This window comes from Paenibacillus sp. NN59, from assembly GCF_057597225.1.
Genome location: NZ_CP199678.1, coordinates 2,639,699 through 2,658,042, shown reverse-complemented (window position 1 = coordinate 2,658,042; position 18,344 = coordinate 2,639,699). Strand labels below are relative to the sequence as shown.

Here is an 18,344-nt window from a genome sequence, read left to right as displayed (position 1 = left end):
TCATTTCAAACTCATATGCGAACTACATCTAATATAACCCAATTTGTTCCATCTGCGAAGACGCAACTAGATAAAAAGCAGTCCCACAACTGCGTGACTTGTTAGTACTTACTAACAAGCATACGTACAGTTACAACGGGACTGCTTGAGCTTATTTATATTCTTACTGTCTCATACCTAAAATTTCACTCCATACCCCTAACCCTTACTTACCACCGACACTCCACACTACACGTTCGCTCATGGCTTTATGCTGAGCGATCAGGCACAGCTCTGCTGCTTTGAACGCATGCTCCTGTGTCATTGCAGTCTCGGTACGATCGAGACAGTCGCGGATGAGTTGACCGAAGAATGGATAACCGACTTTGCCTTTGACGTTGTATCTGAACTCACCCTCATGGTTAACCAGATATACCTGATCCCCTTCCGGCTCGCGTGCAATATCGATGTATTTGCGCAACTCAATGTATCCATCAGTACCCAGGATTACGGTACGACCATCCCCCCAGGTGCCGAGGCCGTCCGGTGTGAACCAGTCTACGCGGAAGTAGCCGGATGCTCCGTTATCACCGATCAGGGAAGCTTCACCGAAATCCTCCAGTTCAGGGAACTGCGGATGATTGAAATTGTTGACCCGGCTGAAAGCTACCTGTGCATCACTGCACGACGCAAAGGTCAAGAACTGTTCAATCTGGTGACTACCAATATCACAGAGAATGCCGCCGTATTGCTGATGGTTGAAGAACCAGTCCGGGCGTCCGCCCGCGTTCAAGCGGTGTGGCCCTGTGCCCATGACCTGTACTACTTTGCCGATAGCTCCTTGTTCAATGAGCTGTCCCGCATAGATGGCACTTTCCACATGCAAGCGTTCACTGTAATACACCATGTATTTTTTGCCCGTACGCTTCACTTCTTCACGTGCCAAGTCTAATTGCTCCATCGTGGTGAACGGGGCTTTGTCTGTAAAATAATCTTTGCCTGCCGCCATCACTCTCATACCGAGTGGCGCACGATCTGATGTTATAGCTGCGCTTGCTACCAGCAATACCTCTTCATCCGCAAGTACTTCCGCTTCCGATGCGGCGACCTGCGCCTGGGGGAACTGTTTACGGAATGCCTCCACCTTCGCCGGGTCCGGGTCATATACCCATTTGAGCGTAGCTCCAGCATCCAGCAAACCGCCAACCATACCATAGATATGTCCGTGATCTAACGCTACAGCTGCGATCGTGAACTCTCCCGGTTGACACACAACTTCTTTTGTCACACTTTTGGGTGCATAGAACATTCCGTCTTTCGCCATGTTATCCCATCCTTTTTAAAAGTTATATTCATAAACGCATATAGATCAAGTTTGAAGTTCAGAGGTCATCGGAGTGTTCCGTGTAAATCCCCAGTTGAACTTATCTACATCATCATTTAAAGGTCTGACTCAGATCGGCAGGCTGACCGCCCGCATATGCTTTGTCTTTCTTCGTTGTTGAATTGGAAATCCGTTCCTGCAGGTGCTCATAGAACAAGTCTTCATTGATCGGCAGATCAACCCAGTTATCCGTCCAAGTGGAGAGTAACATCGCATTGGATAACGTTAAGCCGTGAATACCATCCTGACCGGGAGCAATCAATGGTGCCCCTGTTCGAATCGCATCAACCCAGTTGCGGATTAACCCTGGATGACCTGTCTCAATGCCTGTAATTGGCACATCGCATTTCCAGCATTCCGGCTGTCCGAATCCGCCGGTAAAACGTTGATTGAACTCTGGTTCCGATTCGCGCAAGCGCCAGAAGGTGAGTTGTCCGTCTTCGATGACGATCTTACCGCGGTCGCCGCTGACCTCAAAGCGGTTGGTTCCTGGTGCTTCACCCGTGGTGGTTACAAACACACCGGTCGCTCCATTTTCATATTCCACATAGGCAGTCACGTCATCTTCCACTTCTATGTTCCGGTATTTGCCGAAGGCGCAGAAGGCACGCATACGCACAGGCATCATGCCAATCGTCCATTGCCACAAGTCCAGCTGATGCGGGTCTTGGTTAATCAACACACCGCCTCCTTCGCCTGCCCATGTTGCACGCCAGCCGCCGGAATCATAGTAACTCTGAGAACGATACCAGTTCGTAATAATCCAGTTGGTGCGCCGCACCTCACCAAGCTCACCTGAAGCAATCAGATCACGTAGCTTAATGTACAGCGGATTGGTCCGCTGATTGTACATGATGGAGAACACTTTACCGCTTGCCGCGGCAGCCTCGTTCATCTCCCGTACCTGTTTTGTATACACACCTGCCGGTTTTTCGATCATTACATGCAGGCCATGACGGAACGCCTGGATCGCTTGTTCGGGATGATCGTAGTGTGGCGTGGCAACAATGACGGCATCGATCGTTCCCGAGGACATCATCTGCTCCGCATCCTGCCAATACGTTACGGTAGACGGAAGGTTACTCGTTACCCAGCTCTCCATCTCTTTTCTCACATCACATACAGCTACTAATTCTGCACCCGGTACTTCTCCAGCCACCAATGTTCTGGCATGTGATGCCCCCATATTTCCAATTCCAATGACCGCTACTCGAACGATACTCATGCTTGCTCCTCCTCGTTTACGCGACGCTCAATTTCTGCAAAAACGTCTGCAAAATGCTGCAACATCGCTCTGGAATCCAAAGTTCCGCTAAAATCTTCGATGCCATAATAACCGTCATAGCCAACTGCTCTCAGATCACGTACCATCTGCACCCAGTCCACCATACCTTCCGTCAGCGGAGCCCAGTGACATTCCCATGACGTGCTTAGTGATTGTTCAGAGCCGCCGCTTCCAACCAACGATCTCGCATCTGATGTGTCCCCGGAATTCTTCTTGTACCACCCTGCATTTTTCACATGCACATGGGCGAGATACGGACCAAGCAGTTCAAGTCCCATGCGATGGTTTTCATACCCTTCGTGCACCATGTTGCCCGGATCATAGAGTACCCCGACATGCTCCGGGTCAAGAGATTGTACAAGACGATAGGCTAGAGAAGCCGTTGGCGCAATCGTTTGATGATGAGTTTCAATAACAGCCTTAACGTTATACTGTTTCGCTATATCCTGAACTTCGTTTAGATAACGAACGGCCTTCCCGTATAACTCGGGATAAGCTGTACTCCGGTCATAACCCGGAACACCCACACGCATCATCGAAGCGCCAAGTGTAGATGCGGCCTGGAATGCTTGCTCGGTTGCAACTATATCCCCACAATTGAGATATGGCACAAGTGCGATAGACTTTCTGTCATGGGCTTCAGCTGCTTCCCGAAAAACAGGAACTTGTTCCTGCCATCTGTCCGGATCGATGGAGCACCGATTATTTCGCCAGAACGAAGGTTGTTCAGCCAACGCATCCTCCGGTATGCCGCGATATCTCCACTCGATTCCAGCGACGCCCGCTGCCGCCGCTGCGGAAGCCAGCTCGTTAGCATCCAGGTCAGGGACAGCAACGGTGAATATGGACAGTTTCATGTTCTTGAACCTCCCCTTTATGTAAACGCATTCATTTTATGTCGTAAACGCATTGTATCACTCTCTCGATCACTGCCATAGAGCATAACGCAAACAGATGAATGACAGATAACAAACCGCACATATTCCCCATTCAGAGATAACGTTTCACGTCAAAATCATCCTCCAAAAACAAAAAAGCGTCTCTAAATCAGAAATGACTTCTGTTCAGAGACACCTTTTATATGGAATGTTGTTCTATCGTTATCCAAGCCAACATGTCCATACAAACACGATCTATTCACGATCAAAAAAAACATGCTCGGCCTGCAATTTCCCATCTTCTGCCGTCATGATTCCAAACGAAAATCGCTTCTGAAACCGGCGGTCCGTGGGTGAACCCGGATTAAATACAAGTAAACCATCTACGGTATGCATCACCGGAATATGGGAATGTCCATAGACTACCGCATCCAGTTGCTCTCCAGCAAAGGTCTGAATGGCGTTCTGCTCTGTTCCGTTTGATCCACGATGACCATGCACAAGTCCAATCCGTAATCCTTCCGCTTCAACAACTCGCGAGAAACCCAGCTTCTCTCCAATCTCGGATGGGTCCGTGTTACCAGCTACACCTTCGACCGGAGCGTAATGGCTTAGCAATTCATACACACTCCAGTCTGACCAGTCCCCTGCATGAAGAATGAGATCTGCACTAGTCAATGCGTCAACCAATGGTGTTGGTAATGTTTTTGCTTTTTTTGGTAGATGCGTGTCGGAGATAACAATGATTTTCATGTGATTACCGCCTTCCCTTAGTTCGACTTCTGGTTCGCCTCTAATTGTGAAGCCCGAATCCGCTCGGTACTGGTACGCTCCATATCTTCAAGCGTGATCGTTGCAAAGAACTGCTCCACTTTAGATTCAGCAATCTGATACAGATTGGTCAGCAGTCCATCGATTTGAAGGCCTACTTCACAATTGGGATTACAATTGCCATGAATCGGGAACAATGGTCCTTCATCCTTGGCTGCCTCATAAACCATGGCAAGTGTAATTTCACTCGCTGGCTTTGCCAAATAAAACCCTCGAGTGCCTGGTGAAGAATTGACTAATCCTGCCTTTTTCAGCCCTCCCAGTATACGTCTGACAACGACAGGATTGGTATTTACGCTGCCCGCAATTTCAGCAGACGTGATTCGTTCAGGCGCGCTGAGAGACAGTAACAACAAACAATGCACACTGACCGAAAAATGAGTACTCATGATTAACCACCTTTTTTAATATAATCCCGGATGTTCCAGCCTTATTCCATAAACAGATCCTTTTCAGGACGTGCTCTGACTTTGAGTTGTCGCACAGTATACTCCAGTTGCTTCACGATGTCATCCAGTTGTTTGCGATCAATCTTATTCGGGTCTTCGACAGGTTTGACCGAATTTTTGAGGTCACGAATGGTCAACTGTTGTTCCTGCCATTTATCCATTAAATCCGCAATATTCGCATAAAAGCGCTCGTAATCCTTAATCACCAGATCCAGGTACGCATCTACCTCGTCCGGGTCATAACCACGAAGTTTATAATTGAACTGTTTCTCATGAATTGATAAAGCATCCAGCTGTACACCCAGTTGTTTGAACAATTGTCTCTGTTTGTCCAATCTTCGTTTCATATGTTCATCCATCTTGACAACCCTCCATTATAGCCGAGCAGCGGTTCCATTCATTCGAAAAGAACACACGGCAATTCTCTCTCTATTTTTTATAACACATAATGCATCAGATATAAAACGAAACCGCCCTCTCCCGTGCAAAATGATTGCCTCACTTGCTTTTAGGGTAAGAAGTCACTACACCCCCTCAAGCGGGAAAGGAGCATGTCCTTATGAGTAAATTAACCCAAGATCAACGTAAAGAATTGCAGCAAGCCCTGCTGGAGCAGCGTGAAGATCTGCAACGTCATTTTGAATCCAGTATGGAGGATGGCGCACCAGCAGAGTCGTTAAAAGATTCTACAGGCGAACTCTCCTCTTACGATAATCACCCGGCAGACGCGGGAACAGAAACGTTTGAACGCAGCCGTGACCTCGCAATCGACGATACACTAACCGAAGAGTTTAATCAGGTCAATGAAGCCCTCGAACGTATGAATGAGGGTACATATGGAACCTGTGTTACATGTGGCAAAGAGATCCCTTTTGAACGTTTGCAAGCTATACCTTATACCGCCTATTGCATCGATGATACTCCAAACCGGGACGTAAGTAATGATCGTCCTGTTGAGGAAGAGGTCATGACGATGCCACCGAGTGGTGCCGGGGAAGTGAGACAGCGTAACGCGGGCAAGTTTGACCATGCAGAAGCATGGGAAGCCGTAGAGGACTATGGTACATCCAATTCCCCCGCGATGGCCGCCAAACGAGAGGTGAAGGATTACGACGAGAACATGTAAAGTAACATCGACTCGGATGGAATCAGCCCTATCGCATTATGATAATAAAAAGCCGCCATTGGCGGCTTTTTTGCTGTAACTCCATGCTACCCGATTGTTCTATCTTCCTAAAATGAATGAATCGACTATCATACGTCTACATTTGGTCCGTCCTGCGCCTTACACTAGAAAGAACTATCATGTTTCATTTCGATCTTGATCAGCTATTCATCTGTAGAATCAAAGGCCTTAGGTTCTGAGGTTTTCCGTTTGGCAGCAGGTTTCGATTTTTTCGCCGTACTTGATATTTCGGATGTTTTCGATGCCTTTGTAGATGCATTGGAATCAGACTCTTTTTCTTTTTCTTTTTCTTTTTTCTGCCCAGCCGAAACTGCCTTTTTCTTCTTAATTCCAGAATCAGAATGCGACGCAACCTGTGCCTCTTTGGACAGCGCCGTGAACAGCTGAAAAACCTGATGGTCTGATTTCTGTTCATCCTTGGTTAAATACGGTTTGCACAGCTCCACAATGTTCTGATATAGCTCCTCTACTTCATCCGCCGTAGCGTAGAGCGTCATATCCGAGATAAAACGTTTCTCCTGACGATCATGCTCTGCATGATTCATAAAGCGCTGGCGGCTCTGTTCGAACATTTCGTTCAGCAACTTTAGCGTTTCGGAGCGAAAAACCTGCTTCAGCGGTGAATTTTCATCCTCTTCATCCTTGTGACGAAGGTGGATTTCACCCGAGAAGGGTTCGTAATATTTTGCGATAATGCCGTTGATTTCCCGAGTGGATACCATGGTTAGAAGACCGATTTTCTCCAGTTTTTTCACATGATAATGCACCTTCGCAGGCACTTCTCCCATCAGATCTGCAATTTCCTTCACGGTGGAAGGTCTGCCCTGGCGGTTAAACATATTCATAATCTGTATCCGGTACGGATCAGAGTAGATTTTGATCTCTTCAATTGTTGAGAGCACTTTATGTTGCTGCATATCCGAATCCTCATTTCCGGGGTACCTGCCTGCCCTTCGTTCCCTATATTATACCGTTCAGACAGGACTTCGGTCAAAAGGACGTACACTTACATCTCCCGCCGAAAACTTTTGCTGGTAAGCAGTAATATCGCAGACAACCCCAGTAACACGCCAAATACAATGAACAGGATCGGCATTGAAAACCAATCGGCCAGAACACCGGACAACAAACTACCGAGTGGTGAAACACTTAGGACCAGCATACTTTGCAGCGCAGACACTCTTCCGAGCATATGACCTGGGGTTACTTCCATCAGATATGAAACGAGCGGCGTTGTCGCAAGCGGTATACCTAAACCCATAAGCAAACAGAACACACCTGCAGTCGGAAGCTGGAATGACGTCATATAAGCCGGAAGTGCAGTCATCGCATATCCGCAACCAAGCATAACAATGCCGGTGATGACCAGCACGCTTTTACGGTAACGTGTCCCTTGTTGTGACATCCACAGACCACCAAGCACGATCCCTCCAACTAAAAGCCCGCTAAGCAGACTTAATCCCCAAGCACCTGCTTGCAGTGTTTCCATCACGTAAGGTGTACGTAGCACATTAAAGGGCATCAGGCAGAAGTTAACCCAAGCGAATAACACCGAAGAGACGAATAACAAGGCATGTTTACGTAGAAAATGAAAAGCTTCCGCCATCTCGGAGATCAGACTCCTGGCGCCAGATGATACGGCTCGTGGTGACATCCATTCTGGATAGTCCACCCGGCTCATCAGGATAGCGCTCAGTGCAAACAACGCGGCGTCAATCCAGATAGTCCACGCGATACCCACAGTTGCAATTAAAGCGCCTGCCGCGGCTAGCCCCGCCAGTTCAGCCAATCGAGTGGCTGAAGAGGTCATCGCGTTACCTGAAAGCAACATGGACTGAGGCAATAACCTGGGAACGCTGGACACCTCGGCAGGTGACGTGAAACATTCCAGCAAGGAGTTCAGTACCGTGAATACAAATAAGTGCCACACTTCAAGTTGCCCCAGGGCGAATAAAAGTGCTGTGAGTCCAACCATCACTCCGCGTCCGGTATTCGTCATGACGATGACTTTTTTCGGAGATAATCGATCCACCAATGCCCCGGCGAACAGCCCAAACACAATATTCGGTAAAAAGTTAACGGCAAGAAGTGTGCCCATCAGTACCTTCGATCCGGTTAAAATGTACACCATCCAGCTATACGCAATCGAATCGATGGAATCCCCAAAGCGGGACACCATCTTACTCAACATAAATTGTATATATGGCCTGATTCGAATTAATTCTCCCAAACCTTGTTTCCCCGCGACAGCACCCTCGTTCATCATTGTTCCACTCCTCGACGTTAAAATATTTTTCATGTTAATATTATTTTAACGAAGTTTATGCAAAAATCAATACAAACGTGAAAATATTTTTAACGTTGTTCCTTAAGGATATTTTTAATATTGAATATCTATACAAATATCAGGCTTAACTCTCCATCCTGAATGGCCTTTGCATAACCACACAAAAAAGACTCTCATCGTCATCGATGGAGTCCTGTATCATGCCTGATTTTAAATGTACAGCCTAAATAAAGGTTAAAGTCTGGAGGTCATTGCACTACAGCTGTAGCAGTTGCTTAAATCGGACTACGATCCACCAGCACCCGCTGACGCTTGCGCGCAGATTCCAGACAGGCATCAATCACACGCATGTTCAAAACGGTGTTGTCCGGACCGAATGGCAACGCCTCTCCCTCAAGAGCTGCCATTGCAAATGTTTCGACCTGAAGCACATAGGAGTTGGATACCGAAACTCGTTCCTCCCGGCTGACGGAATCCGTATGAATGATGATCTGAGGCGGAATATCGCTATTCTCCCAGCCGAACACTTTAGGCAGCTCAATACGTCCTTCCGTTCCGAGAATCTCCATCTCGGCCCGTCCTGATGCCCACATGCCGCAATCAAAGGTTAATGCGACCGAGTTCGGAAACTCAATCAGACCTGAAGCCATCATGTCGACGCCATCATGCTCCTCTGAAAATAAGGCATGAACCGTAACGGCCTCCGGCTCTTGTCCCAGATACATCCGGGCAGCCGAAATGGGGTACACGCCAAGATCAAAAATGGAGCCTCCGCCCATATCTTTTTTGAATCTCACATTGTCTTTGTCATCCGCGGTATTACATGTAAAATTACCATGGATCGCTCTGACCGTTCCAATCTCGCCACTCTCGATAATGTCCTGCACCCGTCTGTGCTTCGGATGATATCGATACATAATCGCTTCGGAGAACAATACCCCGTGACGTTCACATGCCTCAATCATCTCTATCGATTCCTTTGCATTCAGCGCGGCAGGTTTTTCACAAAGCACATGTTTTCCTGCCTCGGCAGCTTTAATCGTCCACTCTCGATGCAAATGGTTTGGCAACGGGATATAGACGGCCTGGATATCCGGATCAGCAATAAGTTCCTCATAACTGCCATAGGATCTGACAATGTCCATCTCTTCAGCCAGAGCTTCAGCCTTTTCCTTGGAACGGCTGGCAATCGCCAGTACTTCACCCCGTTCAGACTGCTGAATTGCAGGAATAATAGCATTTTTGGCAATCGTTGAAGTTCCCAGTACACCCCACTGCAGAGGTCTGTTCATGCTCATCTTCCTTTCGTACCGTAATTATCCGCTTCTGCCTTGTGCAAAATGCCAAGACAACGATCCAGATCAGCTTTCACCTGTTTCTTATATAACTCTGCTTTGGCCGCCCCATCATCAGTAAAGTGATAAAGAACAATTTCCTGGAAATCAACTTTGGGGTCGTTTCCCTTTAATTTTTTGGTTCGATAAAAGATGCCCTGTTGTACCAGCTCATGTAATGCCCGATATACCTCACTTTGGGGTGGTACATATCCGTAATCTTTGAATTCTTGCTTCATCGCTTCCAGCATCTCGTAACCATAACCTCTATGTTGCTCCACCATCGTGATCAGATAAACTTTGATAAATGCCCGCTGTGCAATCATAAAAGCCATGCGCTTTCCCTCCTGTCAGAACCTGTCTATCTCTCATTATAAAACATATGTTCTGATCCTGCCATCTTGATCCTGATCTCACTCTTGTAACGTGTTGTTATGGAGAGTAAGCAGGATAAAGAATTTGGATATAGGAGTGCTGATGTAAGTAAGCACAGTTTTTATTATTGTGAATTTTTCATATGATGAAATAATCATTTTTGGACCGGAACAGGTGTTTTATTGACATGGGTGTGTTTCGGTACAACGCCTACGATCCATTTTCCCCATTTAAAACGCGAGATGAACCAAGTCAGCACACAAGATACGCTCAGTGCTACAATCCAAGTGACAATCGTGCGTATCGCAGGATTCCAGCCCCACGCCACGTAAAACCATTCGTCTGGAATGTAACTGTAACGCAGCACCAGCATGTGCATCAGATATCCCCCATACGACATGCCGCCAATCCATCCCAGCCAGTAAAGAACGCGATGGTGATGAAGCTTACTGGCTAATTGGTACATCACCATAATGGAAGCAATCAGGAACAGAACCATATCCGGCCTGATCAGGCTGACGGTATAAAAACGGATTTGAATTCCTTCGGGTTTCTGAAACTCCAGCATTAATAGATACATAAACCGCAGACCCAAGATCATAAACACCAGCCAGTAGACCCAGCGCAAACGCTCAATCCATTCTTTCCAGCGCTGTACCGAAATTCCCGCCGCAGCGCCCAGTACAAAATAAAAAAAGAAATAGATGAAATTACGGTCTGCATAGGTTGTAAAAGCATCTGTCAGTACCGGGATTTGCATCCGCTCCATCCAGCCGGCAATGTTCCTTAATTGATCGGATAGAACCAGAAATAAGACACCTGAACCCAGCAGTGCGAGCATTCGTCCCTTGGCTTGGTAACGATGGACTACATACCGGATACCAAGCAAGAATAACGGAAAAAACACGTAAAACTGAATGAGCATAATGATGTACCAGAAATGCGAAGCCGTCTTACCTGTCACCAGCTTCAGAGCGAGGTCAGGAATGTCCTGCCAGCCGAATGTTGTCCAGTTACGCGGGGCAAGTATAAAATAAATGAGAGACCAGACCACATAGGGCAAGATGACGTCCATGACTCTTTTCCGCATAAACTGGCCGTAATGGAGCTTATCACCGGTGTTGTAGAACAGCACCATCCCGGTTATAAATATAAAAAGTGGCACAGCGAACTTCGCTAACATCAGTAGCAAGGCCAGCACGACGCCATCCTGAAGTCCAGCCTGCGGAACCAGCGAATAATGAGCAATAGAATGTTGCAGTACAACCGCTGCAAAGGCCAAGCCTCGTAGTGTTTCGATTTCAGTAATTCGTTCTTTGCGAGGCAAATCACTCAACCTGCCTTTCTTGTTTATTTTTGAAATATCAAATACGAAATCAAATTAAAAAACCTTTAACCATCCATTGGAGGTATGTAAAAGTAATGTCAGATAAATCATCCGGTTCACATGAATCCAAAACGGTTCAACAACATCTAGCTAACGAGCGTACATTTCTCGCTTGGGTACGCACAGGCATTGCCATGGCAGGGATCGGTTTCCTTGCCGCTGGTTTCGGTTTTCATTCCACCGCCTATGACCGCATTGCCCATCTTGCTGCCATCATCACGGGAATCACTTCTCTGTTTGGCGGCATTGCCATCATTGGTTGTTCAGCCATTGCTTACCACCGTAAACGCACACAGATTAATGAGCAGACCTTCCAAGCCACTACCGGACTTATCACGTTTCTCAGTCTCCTGTTGCTTGTGATTGGCCTCGCGCTAGCTGTGCTGCTGTATGTATTGTTATTCCCTGTCTGACCATGTGAAAAACAATATTTGGATCTTATCATTACAAACCCATTGCAAACCTGAGACAGCCGAATCCCGTATGAGGACAAAAACCGATCTCCTCAGCGGAGACCGGCTAAAGTCCAAGTTATCGTTCACATGCATCATTCGTATTCCAAAGACTCTTATTCAATTGAGCCCGCATGTGTTCTGTCGTGTTCAGTCTTTACAAAAAGGTGTTGTTGCCGAAACGAGCGGCTTTGGTCTGTGCTTCCATTCGGCGTTCTTCCATATCGAGATCTGGACGTGAATCAACAGTATTCACATCTTCACCATGCACAGGATCGATGTTGGAATGAGTCTGACGGTTAAGGTTAAACACATCGTATACCGCGTTATCCCGATCCGATGAGTCAACGAGCAACAGAATTTTACCATGCTGCACATACTCCTCGTATTGTCTCGCATCCTCTTCTGGAATGCCCAGTCCTACAAGTCCACCAACCAATCCGCCGGCTCCTGCACCTACAGCTGCACCTGTAAATGCTGCGGCAATAGGTCCTGCAGCCAGAATCGGGCCGATCCCCGGAATAGCCAGTGCACCTATGCCAGCAAGCAAACCTGCTACGCCTCCAAGCACACCACCTGTGGCTGCGCCAGCTGCTACACCCTCTGGCGCTTTTGTGCCTGTCTCTTCCCGAATAGCCTTCAGCTCATCTCTGTCCTGCGTTACGACAGATATCTCATCCGATGTAAATCCTTCGGCTTTCAAACTTTCAATAGCATCGGATGCCTCACGCTCTGTATTAAACACACCTACGATTTTCTTCTTCATAGTGAATACCTCCTCATGGATTTGAGTGGTTCGCTATGTTATTACCCGTCATTCTCTCTTTCAAACGTCTCTGGGCTAATGATCATATGCATAAATACTAATTAGGTCAAAAGACCGAAAATCAGTGGGAACGAAAGTTGACAAGATCATCCAGAGAAAAAAACTGAAACAGCGATACTGCGGGGATGTTCCCGCTCAAAATGAAATTTGCGTCTGGTGCATATGCTTCGCGACGAGAGAGGCATACACGACAAAGCGAAAATACAGCGTTCCTTAGGGTTATTCTGTCATCAGACTGTAGGTATAGACATGTTCAGTTTGACTTCTGTAGATTATGAACAACCTGATTATCAGGTTGTTCGCGGTTTCGCACGATTCGTTGCGATCGCTTCAAGCGGATTATCCGGCCAGTAATGTTTCGGATATCGCCCTTTTAAATCTTTCTTCACTTCAAAATAGGTCTCACGCCAGAAGTTCGCCAAATCTCTTGTAACCTGTACAGGGCGTTGCGCTGGAGATAACAGATGCAACGTGACCGGAACACGACCGCCTCCGATGTGAGGGGTCTCTTGCTGTCCAAACATCTCTTGTAATCGAACAGCCAGAATCGGATCTTCCGGATTGCTGTAATCTACGGGAATCCGAGAACCACTTGGAACCTGAATGTGGGTAGGCGCCTCTTCATCCAGTTGCTGCCGCTGCGCCCAGCTAAGTCCGCCTAAAAGTACATCATGCATGGACAGTTTCTTCAGATCAGCGGCCGAGCGCATTCCTGCCAGATACGGTGCAAGCTGTTCCTGCAGCTCATCCGTCAGATGATTCTCGATCAGATCAGGCCAGTCTGGCATGTGCAGATGCAGAAAACGCATGCGCTCCGCAAGTTGGCGCGATGTTTTACTCCACGGCAGGATGTCCAACCCTTCCAGTCGTATCCCCGACAATAGTGCTTCCAGCACCTGATCTTCCGGTGGCTGTGCAATCATGCTTTCCTTGATCATTATTGCTCCGATAAGCTGCCGCTTATGTGCCCGCACACTTCTAGTCGTGCGATCCCAAGCCACCAGCACCTCCTCGTGCAATAGATGCTGCGCGGCACGTAGCATCGTCTGCTCCTGCACTGGCGTAGCCAGCAGGATACGCGCATCTGCCCCCTGGTCGTCGGCCTCGGCTGCGACCAGATAGGCGGAACGGCTCAGCGACTCTGCCCCCGCGAGCCGTACCCCGCGGCCGCTGCTCAGCAGATAGCGGCCATCCTCGCGGCGTTGCCCGATCCGGTCCGGATACGCAAAGGACAGCAGCAACCCGCAGCTGTCCTCATCCGGCCGCACCGGATCGGCCGCCGCGTTGCCGAGCGCCGAGCATAGCTGGCGGCTCTCCTGCAACATGCGCCGCACGGCAGCACCGTCTGCGCCAGCCGCCGCCGCTGGCGGCCCCCCGCTGCTGCCTGCGGCCAGCAGCGCTTCTACGCGCGGGCGCAAGTCCGTGCCCGCGCCGCCAGCACTTGCGCTGCTGCTGCGGAGGCCTGCCGGCTCCTGCAGCAGCGCCGCCAGCGTGCTGGCGTAGCTGGCCAGCCCAAGCTCCGCCGCGCGGAGCAACATGCTGGCCAGCCGCGGATGAACGCCAAGCGTGTTCATCCGCCGCCCAAAGGGCGTGAGGCGGCCTGCGTCGTCCAGGCCGCCCAGCTGGCGCAGCAGCGCCTGTGCCTGAGCGTAAGCCGCATCAGGCGGGGTGTCCAGCCAGCTAAGCTCAGCTGGAGACTGGACCCCCCACGCGGCAAGCTCCAGCGCCAGCGGCGCAAGATCCGCGGAGGTGATCTCCGGGCGTGTTGCTTCAGGCAACGCGCTATGAGCCTCCTCGCTCCATAGCCGGTAACACACCCCCGGGGCAATACGCCCCGCACGTCCGCGTCGCTGGTCAGCGGACGCCTTGGAGACCGGCTGTGTGACAAGCCGGCTCATGCCCGTCCTTGGCGAGAAAGCCGACGCCCGGCTGAGTCCTGCATCCACGACCACTTTTACACCCGGAAGAGTCAGACTCGACTCCGCAATGGAAGTGGACAGCACAACCTTGCGCCAGCCACCCGCCGCAGGCCGGATGGCTTCATCCTGCTTCTCGGCAGACATACTGCCATACAGCGTATGTACAAGGACCTGCGGAGGAAGAGATGCTTGCAACAGTTCCCTTTCCGTACGATGAATCTCTCTCGCTCCGGGAAGAAAAACCAAAACGTCCCCTTGTTCTTCACTCAATGCCCGAATAATGGTACGAGCCGTCCAGCTCTCGATTTCAACTGCGGCAGGTTTCCCGGCATATTTCGTTTCCACCGGAAACGTACGGCCTTTACAATGCACAACTTGTGTATCTTCGCCCAGCATACGACAGACCGGTTCCGGGTCAAGCGTTGCCGACATGACCAGCAGCTTCAGATCCGGACGCAACATGGCCCGCGATTCCAGCGCCAAAGCGAGCCCCAGATCCCCGTGAAGATGTCGTTCATGAAACTCGTCAAAAATGATCATTGCCGTATCTTCAAGTCCCTGATCCTGCTGTAGCATACGTGTTAATACACCCTCAGTGACCACTTCGATTCGTGTAGCCGGGCTTACCCGGGTATCCATTCGTACGCGGTATCCGACCGTTTGTCCTGCCTTTTCACCCAGCGTTGCTGCCATTCTCGACGCGGCTGAACGAGCAGCGAGTCTCCGCGGCTCCAGCATAATGATTTTTTTGCCATCCAGCCAAGGCTGTTCAAGCATCGCCAGCGGCACAACCGTTGTTTTTCCGGCGCCCGGTTCAGCAATCAAAACACCCGTATCCTGGTCACGGAACAGCTGCTGTACCTCCGGAATAATCGCTTGTATTGGTAAATCAGTGTACATATCATCGCTCCTAATGCATATCTTACCGTTTCGATATCATTCTATAAGCTCACTATTCGAATGTTAGCATTATAACAAAAAAAGCCGTCCCGAAGGAACGACTATATGACATCCATAACTTATGGATATTACCCAAACTCATTCAATTATCTAACATTCAGCTTGCGGGGTACTCATCTGCGAATAACGGTTACTGTCTTATCCAGTTACGTCCCCATCGTTTACCCGATCAGCTCAGCAGAGACTCCGCACCATCGATCACAATCTCGGCTCCAGTAATATGTTTGGATGCGCCGGAAGCGAGGAAGCTAACCAGATCCGCAACGTGCTCGGGCTGTCCTGGTCCATCCGCGAGTGGCTGCTGTCCTTCCGGGAATTCCATCGGGATGATAATGTCCTGAAGGTCATCTGTTTTGATCGTACTTTGATCAATATTGGTAGCAATCGCACCTGGACAGATTACGTTGACTCTGATCTTGAATTTCGCCAGCTCCAAAGCCGCCATCTTGGCAAAAGCAACCTGTCCTGCCTTTGACGTACTGTACGCCGACATACCGAAGCTGGAGAAACGCTGATTCCCATTGATCGAGCTCGTAATAATAATGCTACCGCCGCCGCGTTTTTTCAGATGTGGGAGAGCATATTTTACGGTGAAAAATGTGCCGTTCAGGTTCGTCGTAATAATCTGTTGCCAGTCCTGTACCTGAATTTCTTCGATTGGAGCAGACACCCCGTTAATGCCCGCATTAGCAAAAACGATATCCAGTCCTCCAAACAATTCCACCGTTTCCAGTACAGCCTTTTCAACCCGTGCCGGATCGGAAATGTCCACATCGAATGCTCGTGCAGCCCCTTCATGGTTCGCATTAATCTCCGCTTCTGTCTTTGAAATCCGATCATTCACCAGATCGAACAACGCTACATGCGCCCCTTCATTCGCCAGCTTGAGTGCCGTGGCCTTGCCGATTCCCGAGCCAGCTCCTGTAATGATAGCCACCTTACCTTGAAATGGTAATCTGCTGCTGTGTTGTGTCATAGCCCAACCACTCCTTCGTCTTGGAAATTATGTAAAGATTTAATCTGATTTTATTTCAATCAATTCTTCACAAGATTACCCAAAACCAGCAGCTTTTAAATCAACACTCGTAACTTTTTTCATTTTTCAGGCAGTTACATACACTGACGATCTGCACCAGCCACACGCAGATCTATCTCAGAAAACGATCCTCGTTACAGGGCATGTTCACCACTCCAGTTCGATGAAAGCGGCATCATCCTCAAGTCCGCCGATATGGGCGGCATCCAGCAACACTTGAATATGTTCATCCGGGATGTATGTACCAATGGCATCGAGATCATTCAGTCCGTCTGTATACAGTTGAAGGCGAAATGATTCACTTCCTGAACCTTTCATTTCGAAAACATGGGGTCTCCCCCCTATGGAGCCTTCTCGTGTAGACCAACGCTCATTGGTCTTGCAATGTGTTTGGAATTGTTCCGACTGCTCCTGTCCATTACGCCAGAGCCGGATTCTGGAATCTCCTTGCCATGCCAGCCATACTCGGCTCTTCCGTCTTCCAGATGTGAGTTCAATGCGTCCGCATACATACATGGCCTGACTTCCTTGGCTTCGCTTTTCCATCAATACCTCCCGTAGCAGAAGAGGCGAGGTATCCAAGGGCTGTAGTTGTTCTAACTGTTCAGATGCGGAACCCGTTAGACTTTGCAGAAACTGCTCGACCCCTTCAGCGGTTAATGATGACGTCGTTTCCAGCCATTCCAGTAGCGCACTACCGAGAAAACGCGCAGCAAAATCACCCAGATAACTCATGCCAACTCCATCACACAATACAAAATGACAGACATTACCTTGCATGCGAATCGCAACAAAGTCTTGCCCTGCGTCACCCTGGTTCACGGTTTCGGCTGCACGTCCATATCCGTATCTGCATTTCAGCTTGCCTTGGTAACGAGTTAACGGCTGTTCCCCAGTCTGAATGCTTACATAGCGAAAATTATCCTGTTGCTGCTTCGCATGTCCCCCTCGATCACTGGCAGACAATGTTGCCATACGCATTGCTCGCATGATTCCCCTCCTATCTTACAGGTGTTGCAGCAGACATCTGGAATCCAATGGATACCAGTTCTGCACAAGTACCAGGCAACATCATGAGTGCGCCTGGTGCTAGCAAATAATCTGCCTCCACCAACATTTCGCGATAGCTTTCAGGCAGCACGGATGACATATTACGCAACTTCTCCCCATGCTCGTCTTGCAGGTTTGTCTCTGGTGAGATCCCCTTCCAGCGTCTAGGCTCTGCAATCGGAGCTTCCAGCAGATGATCACTTATAAATATATTTTCAACCAAAACATTGCCATCCGGCACACTCATGCCCATAATGCGCTTGGCGATCGGCTCCGGGTCTTCTCCAGTCGCAACACCATCGGTCATATGACATACGAGTGGCGCAGGGCAGTCCTGCATGTTAGGTATTTCTGCTTGCAAAATTTTCTCTGCCTGCAAAAATGCTTTTGCGGAGTCTGAGAAACGTCGAGGTGTCAAATCAGGCAACGAACCTACAGCCGCAACCTCATCGATTCCTTTAATCCCGTTTAATACATCATATACATCGTCACTGTAGGCCAAAATAGCAATTCGGTAACGCGGCGTCAGCCGATTTCCTTTGGTTGAACGAAATACCATCTGCCGGATCGCCAAAGATAAAGCATCATAAACGATGTCAATCCGGCGACGATTGTCCAGAACCATATTCATGGAGGCGCTAATATCAATTAAATAAATAATAAGTGCAGGTGTACGTTGCGATGCTTGAATTGTGTAGTTCATCTAGAGTGTGTCACCTCTATTAT

General features: G+C 48.9%; 18 protein-coding genes. 2 read left to right on the top strand and 16 right to left on the bottom strand.

The genetic code is table 11. The features are described 5' to 3' along the window. Nucleotides 1-205: 205 nt before the first annotated feature. The 6 genes from ACT89M_RS11860 to ACT89M_RS11835 form a co-directional block, all read right to left on the bottom strand. Nucleotides 206-1,303, bottom strand: a complete 1,098-nt coding sequence (locus tag ACT89M_RS11860) for a Gfo/Idh/MocA family protein (protein WP_090921016.1) — start codon at nt 1,301-1,303, stop codon at nt 206-208. 112 nt (nt 1,304-1,415) lie between these two features. After that, on the bottom strand, nt 1,416-2,588 hold the full coding sequence (locus ACT89M_RS11855) for a Gfo/Idh/MocA family protein (RefSeq protein WP_308721976.1): 1,173 nt from the start codon (nt 2,586-2,588) through the stop codon (nt 1,416-1,418). Then, on the bottom strand, nt 2,585-3,505 hold the full coding sequence (locus tag ACT89M_RS11850) for a sugar phosphate isomerase/epimerase family protein (protein WP_308721977.1): 921 nt from the start codon (nt 3,503-3,505) through the stop codon (nt 2,585-2,587). The genes ACT89M_RS11855 and ACT89M_RS11850 overlap by 4 nt, the downstream gene beginning before the upstream one ends. A 276-nt stretch (nt 3,506-3,781) precedes the next feature. Next, on the bottom strand, nt 3,782-4,279 hold the full coding sequence (locus tag ACT89M_RS11845; protein ID WP_308721978.1) for a metallophosphoesterase family protein: 498 nt from the start codon (nt 4,277-4,279) through the stop codon (nt 3,782-3,784). A gap of 17 nt (nt 4,280-4,296) precedes the next feature. Next, nucleotides 4,297-4,746, bottom strand: a complete 450-nt coding sequence (locus tag ACT89M_RS11840; protein WP_308721979.1) for an Rrf2 family transcriptional regulator — start codon at nt 4,744-4,746, stop codon at nt 4,297-4,299. Nucleotides 4,747-4,787: 41 nt separating this feature from the next. Continuing rightward, a complete protein-coding gene (locus ACT89M_RS11835; RefSeq protein WP_154886309.1) occupies nt 4,788-5,165 on the bottom strand; it encodes a DivIVA domain-containing protein in 378 nt (125 codons plus the stop codon). A gap of 200 nt (nt 5,166-5,365) precedes the next feature. Between ACT89M_RS11835 and ACT89M_RS11830 the strand changes: the two genes are divergently transcribed. Beyond that, nucleotides 5,366-5,932 carry a TraR/DksA C4-type zinc finger protein gene (locus ACT89M_RS11830; RefSeq protein ID WP_308721980.1) on the top strand — a complete coding sequence of 189 codons (567 nt, stop codon included), beginning with the start codon at nt 5,366-5,368 and terminating at the stop codon, nt 5,930-5,932. Nucleotides 5,933-6,135: 203 nt separating this feature from the next. On the opposite strand, the gene ACT89M_RS11825 is transcribed toward ACT89M_RS11830, so the two are convergent. The 5 genes from ACT89M_RS11825 to ACT89M_RS11805 form a co-directional block, all read right to left on the bottom strand. Continuing rightward, complete coding sequence (locus tag ACT89M_RS11825; protein WP_308721981.1) at nt 6,136-6,909, bottom strand: ArsR/SmtB family transcription factor; 774 nt, start codon at nt 6,907-6,909, stop codon at nt 6,136-6,138. 89 nt (nt 6,910-6,998) lie between these two features. Beyond that, a complete protein-coding gene (locus ACT89M_RS11820) occupies nt 6,999-8,258 on the bottom strand; it encodes an MFS transporter (RefSeq protein ID WP_308721982.1) in 1,260 nt (419 codons plus the stop codon). Between the two features lie 296 nt (nt 8,259-8,554). Continuing rightward, nucleotides 8,555-9,571, bottom strand: a complete 1,017-nt coding sequence (locus ACT89M_RS11815) for a Gfo/Idh/MocA family protein (RefSeq protein ID WP_154886312.1) — start codon at nt 9,569-9,571, stop codon at nt 8,555-8,557. A gap of 2 nt (nt 9,572-9,573) precedes the next feature. Then, nucleotides 9,574-9,948, bottom strand: a complete 375-nt coding sequence (locus ACT89M_RS11810; RefSeq protein ID WP_090921036.1) for a replication termination protein — start codon at nt 9,946-9,948, stop codon at nt 9,574-9,576. Nucleotides 9,949-10,142: 194 nt separating this feature from the next. After that, nucleotides 10,143-11,315 carry an acyltransferase gene (locus tag ACT89M_RS11805; RefSeq protein WP_487345235.1) on the bottom strand — a complete coding sequence of 391 codons (1,173 nt, stop codon included), beginning with the start codon at nt 11,313-11,315 and terminating at the stop codon, nt 10,143-10,145. 95 nt (nt 11,316-11,410) lie between these two features. Here ACT89M_RS11805 and ACT89M_RS11800 point away from each other — a divergent pair, with 95 nt between their 5' ends. Then, a complete protein-coding gene (locus ACT89M_RS11800) occupies nt 11,411-11,788 on the top strand; it encodes a YidH family protein (RefSeq protein WP_145412709.1) in 378 nt (125 codons plus the stop codon). A gap of 196 nt (nt 11,789-11,984) precedes the next feature. Here ACT89M_RS11800 and ACT89M_RS11795 read toward each other — a convergent pair whose 3' ends face one another. The 5 genes from ACT89M_RS11795 to ACT89M_RS11775 all read right to left on the bottom strand — a co-directional run bounded on the left by ACT89M_RS11795 (nt 11,985) and on the right by ACT89M_RS11775 (nt 18,321). Beyond that, on the bottom strand, nt 11,985-12,593 hold the full coding sequence (locus ACT89M_RS11795) for a general stress protein (RefSeq protein WP_145329913.1): 609 nt from the start codon (nt 12,591-12,593) through the stop codon (nt 11,985-11,987). A 350-nt stretch (nt 12,594-12,943) separates the two neighbouring features. After that, nucleotides 12,944-15,472 carry an ATP-dependent helicase HrpB gene (hrpB, locus tag ACT89M_RS11790; protein ID WP_308721984.1) on the bottom strand — a complete coding sequence of 843 codons (2,529 nt, stop codon included), beginning with the start codon at nt 15,470-15,472 and terminating at the stop codon, nt 12,944-12,946. A gap of 229 nt (nt 15,473-15,701) precedes the next feature. Then, nucleotides 15,702-16,508 (bottom strand): SDR family oxidoreductase, encoded by an 807-nt coding sequence (locus ACT89M_RS11785; protein WP_308721985.1) that lies wholly within the window; start codon nt 16,506-16,508, stop codon nt 15,702-15,704. Nucleotides 16,509-16,715: 207 nt separating this feature from the next. Next, a complete protein-coding gene (locus ACT89M_RS11780; protein WP_308721986.1) occupies nt 16,716-17,558 on the bottom strand; it encodes a protein phosphatase 2C domain-containing protein in 843 nt (280 codons plus the stop codon). A gap of 10 nt (nt 17,559-17,568) precedes the next feature. Next, a complete protein-coding gene (locus ACT89M_RS11775; protein ID WP_090921050.1) occupies nt 17,569-18,321 on the bottom strand; it encodes a vWA domain-containing protein in 753 nt (250 codons plus the stop codon). Nucleotides 18,322-18,344 lie beyond the last annotated feature (23 nt).

Bases quoted from the DNA above. Each gene is read 5' to 3' on its own strand.
- ACT89M_RS11825 (WP_308721981.1), bottom strand. From the start codon at position 6,909: ATGCAGCAACATAAAGTGCTCTCAACAATTGAAGAGATCAAAATCTAC.
- ACT89M_RS11795 (WP_145329913.1), bottom strand. From the start codon at position 12,593: ATGAAGAAGAAAATCGTAGGTGTGTTTAATACAGAGCGTGAGGCATCC.
- ACT89M_RS11820 (WP_308721982.1), bottom strand. From the start codon at position 8,258: ATGATGAACGAGGGTGCTGTCGCGGGGAAACAAGGTTTGGGAGAATTA.
- ACT89M_RS11855 (WP_308721976.1), bottom strand. From the start codon at position 2,588: ATGAGTATCGTTCGAGTAGCGGTCATTGGAATTGGAAATATGGGGGCA.
- ACT89M_RS11850 (WP_308721977.1), bottom strand. From the start codon at position 3,505: ATGAAACTGTCCATATTCACCGTTGCTGTCCCTGACCTGGATGCTAAC.
- ACT89M_RS11810 (WP_090921036.1), bottom strand. From the start codon at position 9,948: ATGGCTTTTATGATTGCACAGCGGGCATTTATCAAAGTTTATCTGATC.
- ACT89M_RS11845 (WP_308721978.1), bottom strand. From the start codon at position 4,279: ATGAAAATCATTGTTATCTCCGACACGCATCTACCAAAAAAAGCAAAA.
- ACT89M_RS11775 (WP_090921050.1), bottom strand. From the start codon at position 18,321: ATGAACTACACAATTCAAGCATCGCAACGTACACCTGCACTTATTATT.
- ACT89M_RS11840 (WP_308721979.1), bottom strand. From the start codon at position 4,746: ATGAGTACTCATTTTTCGGTCAGTGTGCATTGTTTGTTGTTACTGTCT.
- ACT89M_RS11835 (WP_154886309.1), bottom strand. From the start codon at position 5,165: ATGGATGAACATATGAAACGAAGATTGGACAAACAGAGACAATTGTTC.
- ACT89M_RS11860 (WP_090921016.1), bottom strand. From the start codon at position 1,303: ATGGCGAAAGACGGAATGTTCTATGCACCCAAAAGTGTGACAAAAGAA.
- ACT89M_RS11800 (WP_145412709.1), top strand. From the start codon at position 11,411: ATGTCAGATAAATCATCCGGTTCACATGAATCCAAAACGGTTCAACAA.
- ACT89M_RS11830 (WP_308721980.1), top strand. From the start codon at position 5,366: ATGAGTAAATTAACCCAAGATCAACGTAAAGAATTGCAGCAAGCCCTG.
- hrpB (WP_308721984.1), bottom strand. From the start codon at position 15,472: ATGTACACTGATTTACCAATACAAGCGATTATTCCGGAGGTACAGCAG.
- ACT89M_RS11785 (WP_308721985.1), bottom strand. From the start codon at position 16,508: ATGACACAACACAGCAGCAGATTACCATTTCAAGGTAAGGTGGCTATC.
- ACT89M_RS11780 (WP_308721986.1), bottom strand. From the start codon at position 17,558: ATGCGAGCAATGCGTATGGCAACATTGTCTGCCAGTGATCGAGGGGGA.
- ACT89M_RS11815 (WP_154886312.1), bottom strand. From the start codon at position 9,571: ATGAACAGACCTCTGCAGTGGGGTGTACTGGGAACTTCAACGATTGCC.